The sequence below is a fragment of the Sinomonas sp. genome, assembly GCF_051955515.1.
In the GTDB taxonomy this organism is placed as follows: Bacteria; Actinomycetota; Actinomycetes; order Actinomycetales; family Micrococcaceae; genus Sinomonas.
The window spans coordinates 1-9663 of sequence record NZ_JBQCGQ010000188.1 but is presented as its reverse complement, the minus strand read 5'-3'; the positions used below and the strand labels follow the sequence as shown (position 1 = coordinate 9663).

The 9663-nt window shown below is 69.1% G+C and carries 12 protein-coding genes and 1 tRNA gene; 8 read left to right on the top strand and 5 right to left on the bottom strand.

What is annotated here, in order from left to right; all coding sequences use genetic code 11:
- Positions 1 to 197 precede the first annotated feature (197 nt).
- Together ACTHL9_RS10880 and ACTHL9_RS10875 are read right to left on the bottom strand one after the other, a co-directional pair.
- The gene (locus ACTHL9_RS10880) at positions 198 to 929 is read right to left on the bottom strand and encodes a hypothetical protein (protein ID WP_440519029.1); all 732 of its coding nucleotides are present in this window, start codon (positions 927 to 929) and stop codon (positions 198 to 200) included.
- Positions 926 to 1663 carry a hypothetical protein gene (locus ACTHL9_RS10875; RefSeq protein ID WP_440519027.1) on the bottom strand — a complete coding sequence of 246 codons (738 nt, stop codon included), beginning with the start codon at positions 1661 to 1663 and terminating at the stop codon, positions 926 to 928. The genes ACTHL9_RS10880 and ACTHL9_RS10875 overlap by 4 nt, the downstream gene beginning before the upstream one ends.
- 162 nt (positions 1664 to 1825) lie before the next feature.
- Here ACTHL9_RS10875 and ACTHL9_RS10870 point away from each other — a divergent pair, with 162 nt between their 5' ends.
- Positions 1826 to 3739, top strand: coding sequence for an ABC transporter ATP-binding protein (locus ACTHL9_RS10870; RefSeq protein WP_440519026.1), 1914 nt, complete (start codon positions 1826 to 1828; stop codon positions 3737 to 3739).
- Positions 3736 to 4191: an NUDIX hydrolase gene (locus ACTHL9_RS10865; RefSeq protein WP_440519024.1), complete on the top strand. Its 456-nt coding sequence runs from the start codon at positions 3736 to 3738 to the stop codon at positions 4189 to 4191. The genes ACTHL9_RS10870 and ACTHL9_RS10865 overlap by 4 nt, the downstream gene beginning before the upstream one ends.
- Here the strand turns inward: ACTHL9_RS10865 and ACTHL9_RS10860 are convergent.
- Together ACTHL9_RS10860 and ACTHL9_RS10855 are read right to left on the bottom strand one after the other, a co-directional pair.
- Positions 4163 to 4624, bottom strand: a complete 462-nt coding sequence (locus tag ACTHL9_RS10860) for a DUF6314 family protein (RefSeq protein ID WP_440519022.1) — start codon at positions 4622 to 4624, stop codon at positions 4163 to 4165. The two genes, ACTHL9_RS10865 and ACTHL9_RS10860, sit on opposite strands and share 29 nt — an antisense overlap.
- A gap of 1 nt (position 4625) precedes the next feature.
- Positions 4626 to 4699: transfer RNA gene (locus ACTHL9_RS10855), tRNA-Arg, on the bottom strand.
- Between the two features lie 50 nt (positions 4700 to 4749).
- Between ACTHL9_RS10855 and ACTHL9_RS10850 the strand changes: the two genes are divergently transcribed.
- Positions 4750 to 5517, top strand: a complete 768-nt coding sequence (locus tag ACTHL9_RS10850) for a DUF998 domain-containing protein (RefSeq protein ID WP_440519021.1) — start codon at positions 4750 to 4752, stop codon at positions 5515 to 5517.
- Here ACTHL9_RS10850 and ACTHL9_RS10845 read toward each other — a convergent pair.
- Entirely contained in the window at positions 5474 to 6109 is a 636-nt protein-coding gene (locus ACTHL9_RS10845; protein ID WP_440519019.1) for a hypothetical protein, read from the bottom strand. The two genes, ACTHL9_RS10850 and ACTHL9_RS10845, sit on opposite strands and share 44 nt — an antisense overlap.
- A 35-nt stretch (positions 6110 to 6144) precedes the next feature.
- On the opposite strand from ACTHL9_RS10845, the gene ACTHL9_RS10840 reads away from it, so the two are divergent.
- The 5 genes from ACTHL9_RS10840 to ACTHL9_RS10820 form a co-directional block, all read left to right on the top strand.
- Positions 6145 to 6963, top strand: coding sequence for an inositol monophosphatase family protein (locus tag ACTHL9_RS10840; RefSeq protein WP_440519030.1), 819 nt, complete (start codon positions 6145 to 6147; stop codon positions 6961 to 6963).
- A gap of 77 nt (positions 6964 to 7040) precedes the next feature.
- Positions 7041 to 7229: a hypothetical protein gene (locus ACTHL9_RS10835; RefSeq protein WP_440519017.1), complete on the top strand. Its 189-nt coding sequence runs from the start codon at positions 7041 to 7043 to the stop codon at positions 7227 to 7229.
- Positions 7230 to 7373: 144 nt separating this feature from the next.
- Positions 7374 to 7892 (top strand): DUF892 family protein, encoded by a 519-nt coding sequence (locus ACTHL9_RS10830; RefSeq protein WP_440519016.1) that lies wholly within the window; start codon positions 7374 to 7376, stop codon positions 7890 to 7892.
- Positions 7893 to 7938: 46 nt separating this feature from the next.
- Positions 7939 to 8190, top strand: coding sequence for a hypothetical protein (locus tag ACTHL9_RS10825; RefSeq protein ID WP_440519015.1), 252 nt, complete (start codon positions 7939 to 7941; stop codon positions 8188 to 8190).
- A gap of 92 nt (positions 8191 to 8282) precedes the next feature.
- On the top strand, positions 8283 to 9663 hold a 1381-nt coding region (locus ACTHL9_RS10820; protein WP_440519014.1), incomplete at its 3' end, for a UvrD-helicase domain-containing protein.

The following is a 9663-nucleotide window of genomic DNA, read 5'->3' as shown; positions in this document are numbered from 1 at the left end:
GTGGGCGGGTGGGGAGGGCCCGGCCCGTTCGTGAGGGGAACTCTGGGTTGGCGGGGGGTTTGTTTGGGGGGGGGGGGGGGCCGCCGGCCCCCCCCCGCCACTCATCCCCCCAATACAGGAACCGCCCATCCCCCTGACAGGTCGCGTTCACACATTCATGATTCTGGCACACGGTAATGATTTTGTGAATTCGTTTGTCAACTGTGTGGATTTTTTACGTTGCCCCGGGCAACTGCGCGTCGGGAATACCGGGCCGCGAGGGAGCTGGCCCAAATGAGCGTCAGGCCTGCGCAGAGCAGCAGGATCGTGCCGTAATTGATCGTCTGGGACAGCCACAGCGCCTCTCTGGGCAGCACTGTGATGATGTTGGACAGCGCGAGGGCAACGTAGCCGAGCGCCAGCAGGCCGGCGGCCGTCCGAAGGGTGACCGGACCGCGTCGGCGCACGGTGCTGGCGAGGACCGGCAGCACCACCAGGCCTGTGAACGTCGGGTACAGACGCCCCACGGTCCCGTAGACGGCCGGCCAGAACTCGAGGTCTGGCGTGAAGAACCCCACGGTCGAGGTGGTGAGCCCGGCTAGCACGAACGAGGCCACGAGGACCACGCTCGCGACGCCGAGGAACCCGAGCCCGACCGGCCCGAGGAGCACACGCTCGGCGCGGAAGCCCGAGAACGCGCGAGCCACCCGGACGCTGAGCAGGAGGCAGAAGCCGAAGATGATGAACCGCAGGAGCAGGTTCGCCGTGTTGTGGCCGCCGAGCAGCCGATCCGCGAGCAGATAGGGGCCCTCGATGCTGAGGAGGATCGCGAGGTCGAGCAGCGTCATGAGCCAGAACATGAGGCGGTTCTTGCCGCGGAGCAACGCCGGAACCCGCGTGAGGACCAGAACCGTGACGATCGCGCACGTCGTCCACTGAAGCCAGATCATGCGAGGTGGTCCCAGGCTCGGCGCGAGGCGCGCTCGTCGTGCTCCTGGCGCTTGAGCGCGCGGCCCAGGGCGGCGAGGCGCTCCGAAGCGAGGAGCGTGAGCTCGGCGTCGCTGAGGCGCCCGAGGGCGTCCTCGACGGCCGACGGCGGCCAGCCGGCTTCGGCGGCGGTCACCAGTCCCGTGACCACCAGCCCGTTCCGGAGGCCCACGCCGGCCTCCCTCGCGGTGCGTACCGCAAGCTCGGGGGTCAGGCGGTTGGCAGAGAGCTGGGCCGAGTAGTTCTGGGGGGCAATGCCCGCGGCGACGCTCACGCGGTGGCGGAGTTCGCCGTCGTCAATCGCCTCGACCCACTGCTTGACCGCCGCCGGCTCCGCGGTCCCGGCATCGGGCGGGGCGAGCGCCGCCGGCGCGTGGACTGGCTGGGCGCCGACGCGCACGAGCAGCTCCTGGAGCAGCCGCGCCGTGGGCGTCTGGCTGAGCACTTCGGCGTCGGTGGGAGGCGCAACGCTCGCGGCGAGCTCCCGGTACTGTTCGAACTCGGCGAGGCCGAGCACGGGGTTGCGGCCATACGCGCGAGCCACCGCCACGACGGTCGTTTCCGCGACCTTGCCGCGCACGAGCTGTTGGGCGAGAGTGCTCCTCTTGACCCCAGACTGACGGCAGACATCCGCAGTGCTGGAGCCCGGAGCCAACTGGCTGATCCAGCGCTGGAAGGCAATCGCAGAGACGGACATTCACAACCTTTCCTCGACGGCATTTGATTTTACGGCTCGCTCGGCCTGGTCTATGCTTGTTGCAAGCCCGTTGGCTCGCGCACCCCCCAATCGCGAGCCAGCGGGCGTTTCCATTTCTGGAGAAAGTCCCCGACGATCCGCAGGAAAGGCGGTAGACCGCGCATGAGCATGGACCGGGCGGCGTGGAGCTATATGCACGCCATGGGGAAGGCGAAGGACGGGGCGAATCCGTTCACGAAGGCGACCCTCAAGCGGGTTCTCGCCTTCGCTGTGCCCTATCGCGGGCGCATCCTCGTGTTCATCCTCGTCTCGATCCTCGCCGCGGTCGTCTCCGTTGCGACCCCGGTGCTCGCGGGCCAGGTCGTGGACGCGATCGTGGCGCGCAGCGGCCTTGGTCCGGTTGCCTTCTTCGCGGTCCTCATCGGCCTGCTCGCGATCGCCGATGCGGGGCTCAGCCTCGTGGCGCGATGGCTGTCCTCGGAGATCGGCGAGGGCGTGATCCTCGACCTGCGGCGCGCGGTCTTCGACCACGTCCAGAGGATGCCGATCGCGTTCTTCATGCGCACGCGCACCGGGGCACTCGTGAGCCGGCTCAACAATGACGTGATCGGTGCGCAGTCCGCCTTCGCCGGCACGTTGAGCGGGATCGTGAGCAACAGCGTCTCGCTCATCCTGACCGTGGCCGTCATGGTGCAGAAGTCGTGGATCGTGACCGTCCTTTCGCTGCTCATCCTGCCGCTGTTCCTGTTCCCGGCACGGAGGATGGGCGCCAGGATCGCGGACATGCGCCGCGAGGCCGCGGCCTACAACGCGGCGATGGGCAACCAGATGACCGAGCGATTCTCCGCGCCCGGCGCCACGCTCATCAAGCTCTTCGGCCGTCCGAACGAGGAATCGGCCGAGTTCGCCGCCAAGGCCAAGCGCGTGCGGGACATCGGAGTGCGCAGCGCCGTGCTCGCCTTCGCGTTCATCACCTCGCTCACGCTCGTCTCCTCCCTCGCGTTGGCCGTGGTCTACGGGGTGGGTGGCGCGCTCGCCGTGGGCGGGCAGATGGCGGCGGGCGACGTCGTCGTGCTCGCCCTGCTGCTGACCAAGCTGTACGCGCCGATCACCTCGCTCTCGAACGCGCGCGTGGACATCATGAGCGCGCTCGTGAGCTTCGAGCGTGTCTTCGAGGTGCTCGATCTCGTCCCGCTCATCCGGGAGAAGGACGACGCCACGCCGCTTCCCCAGGGGCCGGTCTCCGTCGAGTTCGACGACGTCCGTTTTTCGTACCCCTCCGCGGAGAAGGTCTCGCTCGCCTCGCTCGAGGAGGTCGCGGTCCTCGACACCCGCGGGGGCGAAGAGGTCCTGCACGGGCTGGACTTCCGCGTGGAGCCCGGGCAGACCGTTGCGCTCGTGGGCTCCTCCGGCGCGGGGAAGTCGACGACGGCGCAGCTCATCTCGCGCCTGTACGACGTGGACAGCGGTGCCGTGCGGATCGGGGGAGTGGACGTGCGGGACGCGACGTTCGAATCCCTCCGGGCCACGGTCGGCATGGTCACCCAGGACGGCCACCTCTTCCACGAGTCCATCGGGGCCAATCTCCGCCTCGCGGCGCCCGTCGCAACGGACGACGAACTGTGGGACGCGCTGCGGCGTGCGCGGCTCGACGACATGGTGCGCTCGCTGCCCGACGGCCTCGAGACCGTGGTGGGGGAGCGCGGCGACCGCCTCTCCGGCGGCGAGCGCCAGCGCCTCACGATCGCGCGCCTCCTGCTCGCCCAGCCGCGCGTCGTGATCCTCGACGAGGCGACGGCGTCGCTCGACTCGACCAACGAGGCGGCGGTCCAGGCGGCGCTCACCGAGGCGCTCGAGGGACGTACCGCGCTCGTGATCGCGCACCGGCTCTCGACGATCCGCGCGGCGGACCTGATCCTCGTGATGGAAGGCGGGCGCGTGGTGGAGCGGGGGACGCACGCGGACCTCCTGGCCACCGAGGGCCGCTACGCCGAGCTCTACACCACGCAGTTCGCCGAAGCTGCGGCCGTGGCCGAGGAAGCAGCCGTGGACTCCGCCGTCAGGCTCGACGGATGAGCGCTCGCATCATCGTCTCGGCCGTGTGCGTCTTCGCACCCGACGGCCGGCTCCTCACCGTCCGGAAGAACGGGACCGACCGGTTCATGCACCCCGGCGGGAAGCCCGAGCCTGGCGAGAGCGCGGCCGAGGCGGCAAGCCGGGAGCTCGCAGAGGAGGTGGGCATCGAGGTGCCGGCACGGGAGCTCGGACTCATGGGCTTCTGGGTGGCCCGGGCGGCCAATGAAGCCGGCACGGACATCGAGGCGACCGTGTTCACGGCCCCGGGCTTCCATGATCCCGCCGAGATCCACCCTGCCAGGGAGATCGCCGAGTTGCGGTGGCTGGACGTGGACGGCGAGCTGCCTCCCGACCTCGCGCCGCTGCTCACCGATCACGTCATCCCGGCGCTCGTGGCCCAGAGTCGAAGGGGTGACGCGGGTCCTACGGCATCCGCGCAAGGACGGTCGTGAGGAGCAGGTCCTTCGCGGGGCCCATCACGTCCCATTCGTAGCGCAGCTCGTCCGGCCCCACAACCTCGTAGGAAACGCGGTACGTGTCCGGCGCACACCAGTGCTCGGCCTCGGCCCCAGCTGAACCCGGGGACGCCGGCTCGGCCGAGAGGCTCACACGGTGGAAGAACCGGCCGTCGGGGAAGAAGACGTCCATCGTGTCGCTCTCGGACGTGGGGCGCCAGACGTATTCTCGGGTGGCCGGCCCCTCGTGCTGCCCCCAGCGGATGGTGCCGCTTTCGCGTTGGAGGAGGGCGCCGTCGTCGTCCGTATCAGTAAAGGTCAGCAGGCCGGAGAAGCTGCCGCGCGCCCCGGTGGCGCGGTCCAGCAGGGAGCGCTGCACGGTCCACGTGCCGCGGAGGTAAGCGCGGAGATCCCGGGTTGACGACTCCACGTGCCCCCGACCGGAATCGAACCGATGGCCTGCCCTTTAGGAGAGGGCCGCTCTATCCTACTGAGCTACGGGGGCCCGCCCGGGACTCCGGGCACGGCTTCTAGCATATAGCTAGTCTGGGGCTCATGCGTTCGCGCCAGCCCTTCCCCGCCCCGGCGGACGTCCGCCACTATCTCGGCGCCTGGTCTGCCGTGAGCGTGGTGCAGTTCTTCGTGGCCGAGGCTGTGGTGGCGCTGCGCTGGGCTGGACCCAGCCCCTACAGCCTCTCGGAGAACTTCATCAGCGATCTCGGCGCCCTCAGGTGCGAGCCCCACAGCGGTCGGAGCGTCTGCTCACCGCTCAACTGGCTCATGGACGGCTCGTTCGTGCTCCAGGGTTTGGGGATGATCCTGGCGGCCCTCCTCATCACATCGTCCGTGCTGTGCGTGGCCGCCCGGCACGCGCCAGCACGGTCCTCCGCCCCGGTTGGCCCGTCCCCGGCAGAAGCTTTCGCCGCGACCGCCGTGCGCGTCCTGCTGGGGCTCTCGGGAGCAGGGCTCGTGGTGGTGGGCCTCGTGCCCGAGGACACGATCGCCGCGCTCCATCTGACGGCGGCAGGCTTCTACTTCGGCGGCAGCTCGCTCGCGCTCGTGGTGCTGGGGGTGCAGTGGCTCGGGCGCACGAGTGCCGGGTGGGCGGTGCTCGTGCTGGGCGCGATTGCCGCCATAGCCACGATCGTGGCCGCGGTGACGCGGCTTCACGTTCCGCTGCCCGGCCTCCTCGAGCGGGTCATGGCCTATTCGATCACGCTGGGAATCGCCCTCATGGGGGCCGTCATCTTCTCGGGGGCGAGGCGGACGCGCGCGAGGATCAGGAGCCTGCGCTCGGCGACCCAGGCCTCCGCCGCCAGTTGAGGAACAGGACGGCCGCACCACCGAGGACCACGACCGCGAACAGGACCCAGCCGAGGATCACGAGCACCGAGGCGAGGGTCGCCTGAGCGGAGTCGAACGGGCGTGAGCCAAGTGCGCCGTCGATCGCGACGAATCCGGCGATGCGCACCACCGCGAACGCCGCGGCGAGGCCGACGCCCGCCCAGCGCGCGGCCCGCGGCCGTGCCCACGCGGCGAAGACCACGGCGAACGTCAGGGCGAAGACGATCGCGAAGATCGTCCCCGCCGTCTTGTGCACGTAGCTGAGCTGGCCCAGCGCGTCCGCGTCCATCACGCCCCGGAGCCGCTCCAGATAATCGGCCGAGAAGCCGCCCACGAGCGAGTCCGGCATCGCAAGGCCATTGCTGAGCTGGGTCATCTGCGTCAGCGTGAGGAGGTGGAAGTACCAGAACATGAACAGCGTGGCGCCGAGCGCCGCGATGACAATGAGCTTGGGGTTCCCCTCGCCGGGCTGCGCCTTCCGTGGTTGCTCGGGCGGCGCGCTGCGCCCTGAAGGCGCGACGGCGGCGCTGGTGCCGTGCTTGCGCGCACGCTGGGCAGGGGTCTTGGACATCTTTCCATTATCGCTACGCTGGTGGGGTGCCCCAGCTGACGCATGATCTGGCCCTGGACCCCGCCCTCGACGACGCCGCCCTCGCGGCCGCCTTGGTGCGCAACGCAGGCGGCCTCGCGCTGCAGATGCGCCTCGAGGGGCTCTCTGCCGAGCGGAAGACGTCTGTCTCCGACATCGTGACCGCCGCGGACAAGGCCGCGGAGGCCTACGTCGTCGCCCAGCTGGGCCGGTGCCGCCCAGACGACGGCGTCTTCGGCGAGGAGGGTGCCTCCATCCCGTCCGCCTCGGGCCGGACGTGGGTCATCGACCCCGTGGATGGGACGTTCAACTTCTTCTCGGGCTCCCGGTACTGGTGCTCGGCGATCGCACTCCGGGGCGAGGCCGAGACGAGCGAGACTGACCCCGACGTGATCCTCGGAGCCGTGTTCCAGCCGCAGGAGGAGAAGCTGTGGATCGGCGGAACCGACGTCCCGGCGAGCCTCAACGGCGAACCCCTCGCCGGTCCCGAGGAGGCGCCGCTCGGCCTGCTCGGCACCGCCACCTCGATCCAGCCGCGATGGCTCGAGCAGCCGCTCTCTGCTATGCCGTGGCACAACGCGGCCGTGAAGGCTGCCTCGATCCGGATCCTCGGCTCCGGCTCGTGCGACTTGGCGCGCGTGGCCCAAGGCGAGATCGGCGCCTGGTTCCAGCACTCATGCCCCCAATGGGATTGGCTTCCCGGCAAGGCGATCGTCCGCGCGGCCGGCGGAACCACGGGCACCGTGGACGTCAACGGCCTTACGTGGTTCGCCGCGGGAGGCACGACGGCGGTCGGCCAGATCCTCGACGCGCTCGCCGAAGTGCGCATCGCCTGAGCGCTGGATCCCCTTGACCCTCCCCGCCGTCGGTGCTGTGCTGGAGAGACCGGAAACCGATGCGAAGGAGGGACACGATGGCCAGCGTTGAAGGCCAAGATCCGATCCGCAGCCTCCCCGAGGAAGAGGATCCGTCGCTCGACTACTCCGTGGAACCGGATCTCCCGGTCTGGGATGAAGAGGACGGCCTGATCGACGAGGAGCCCGTGATCGTCGAAGCCGATCCCGCCGACCTTGCGGAGCAGCATCGCAGCGCCGACGCCTGACCGGCATCTGGCACCCGCCGTCATGACCCGGCCGCGCAAGGCATTGCCGCCCGTCCCGCACCGCGGGAAAATTGAGGGAGGAAATGCCCGGCGCGGCCGGCCGGTGTTCGCGGCAGGCAGGTCCGCGGAGAGCGAGGTCGCGCTGTGTTCGAGTACTTCACCGAAGCCCACGAGCTGTTCGTCTACCGCCTCGGCATCGCACGCGGCACGAGCCGCCGCGCGATTGTGACCCTCGGGACGCTCGAGCAGCACGCCCAGCGCCGGGAGGTCAACGCCCTCATGCGGGACCTGCAGGAGGAGGCGCGCGTCCACGCGGCCGTCCTCGAGGACCTCTTCGCCGACCTGGAGCGAAACGTGGCGGTCCCCCCGGGACATCTCGCCGACGGCCTGGACCACGAGGCGCACATGATGCTCCGGAAGACGGACGAGCCGCTCAAGGACCTCGCCGTGCTGCCGCTGGCCCTCGAGGCGCTCTACGCCGCGATCGCCATCTACGAGCCGCTGGCGCTCTACGCGCGCGAATGGCTCGACGAGGGCATCGCGAACCGCCTTGAGGGGATCGTCGTGGAGCAGCTTTCGTCCAGGAACCGCATCCTCGACCTGATCAGGAAGGTCTTCGCGAGCAACGAGACGGTGCAGGCGACGATCGAGACGACTGAGTAGCCGAGCAGCTGGGCATGTGAGTGCGATGGGCAAGGAGGAGGAAACTGTGAGCGAGTCCAGCGGCGAGTTCCGGCATGAACCCGGCGCTCCCCATAGCCGGCTTAGCCATTTCATGCGGACCATGGGCCATCTCCGCAGCGTGTACGGGCCGGCAGCGCACCGGACTCTGGCGGAGGACGAGGCGCACGGGCGCAATCCCGAGGACCTGAAGGAGTTCCAGGAACTCGAGGGCATCGACGTCGAGACCGATTCGGAAGGGCATCACTACGGCGTGCGACGCCAGCAGCCGCAGGGCTGAGCGCCCGGCTGGCTGGGCACACGCGGAAGGGTCTCGGGCCGGCGTAGCGAACGGCGTCGGCCCGAGCTGTTCGCGCTTAAAATGGATGCATCATGGAGATGCTCTTCGATCCGTATGCTGACCTGCCCAAGCCCGGTACGCCTGGGGGTGCGCAGGAACCGGACGCGCTCGAGCCTCCCGTCCCCGAACCGGACGAACGCGCCGAGCGCCTCCTCGAGGGGCTGAATCCCCAGCAGCACGAGGCCGTGATCCATGCCGGAAGCCCCCTGCTCATCGTGGCGGGCGCGGGTTCGGGCAAGACACGGGTGCTCTCGCACCGCATCGCGTATCTCATCGCCACGGGCCGCGCCCATCACGGCGAGATCCTCGCGATCACGTTCACCAACAAGGCCGCAGCCGAGATGCGCGAGCGCATCGAGTCGCTTGTCGGCGACCGGGCGAAGCGTATGTGGATATCCACCTTCCACTCGTCCTGCGTGCGGATCCTCCGGCGCGAGGCCTCGGCCGTGGGCCTCAACTCGAACTTCTCCATCTACGATGCGGCCGATTCGCTGCGCCTCATCACGCTCGTCCACAAGGGCCTCGAGCTGGATCCGAAGAAGGTCGCGCCGAAGGCCGTCCAGAACAAGATCTCCGCGCTCAAGAACGAGCTCATCGACGCGGACGACTTCGCCGCACGCGCGAACCTCAACGACGTGTTCGAGGCCGGCGTCGCCGAGGTCTACAAGGGCTACACCGAGCGGCTCCGGCAGTCGAACGCCATGGACTTCGACGACCTCATCGCCGAGACGGTCTACCTGTTCCGGGCGTTCCCGGCGGTCGCGGAAGGCTACCGGCGGCGGTTCCGGCACGTGCTCGTTGACGAGTACCAGGACACGAACCATGCCCAGTACGCGCTGGTGCGGGAGCTCGTGGGGGCAACAGGAGACCAGCAGAGCGGTGAGCCCGCTGAACTGACGGTCGTTGGCGACTCGGATCAGTCCATCTACGCGTTCCGCGGGGCCGACATCCGCAACATCGTCGAGTTCGAGAAGGACTATCCGAACGCCCGCACCATCAAGCTCGAGCAGAACTACCGCTCCACGCAGACGATCCTCTCCGCCGCGAACGCCGTGATCTCGCGCAACCCGAACCGCCCGGAGAAGACGCTCTGGACGGCCGAGGGCAACGGCGAGAAGATCATCGGCTACGCCGCGGAGAACGAGCACGAAGAAGCGCGGTTCATTGCCGGCGAGATCGACAGGCTCGTGGACACGGGCGACTACCGGCCCGGCGACGTCGCCGTCTTCTACCGCACCAACGCGCAGTCCCGCAGCCTCGAGGAAATCCTCCTGCGCGTGGGCCTTCCGTACAAGGTCGTGGGCGGCACCCGCTTCTACGAGCGCAAGGAGATCAAGGACGCGCTCGCCTATCTGCGCGTACTCGTGAACCCGGACGACGACGTCAACCTCCGCCGGATCCTCAACGAACCCA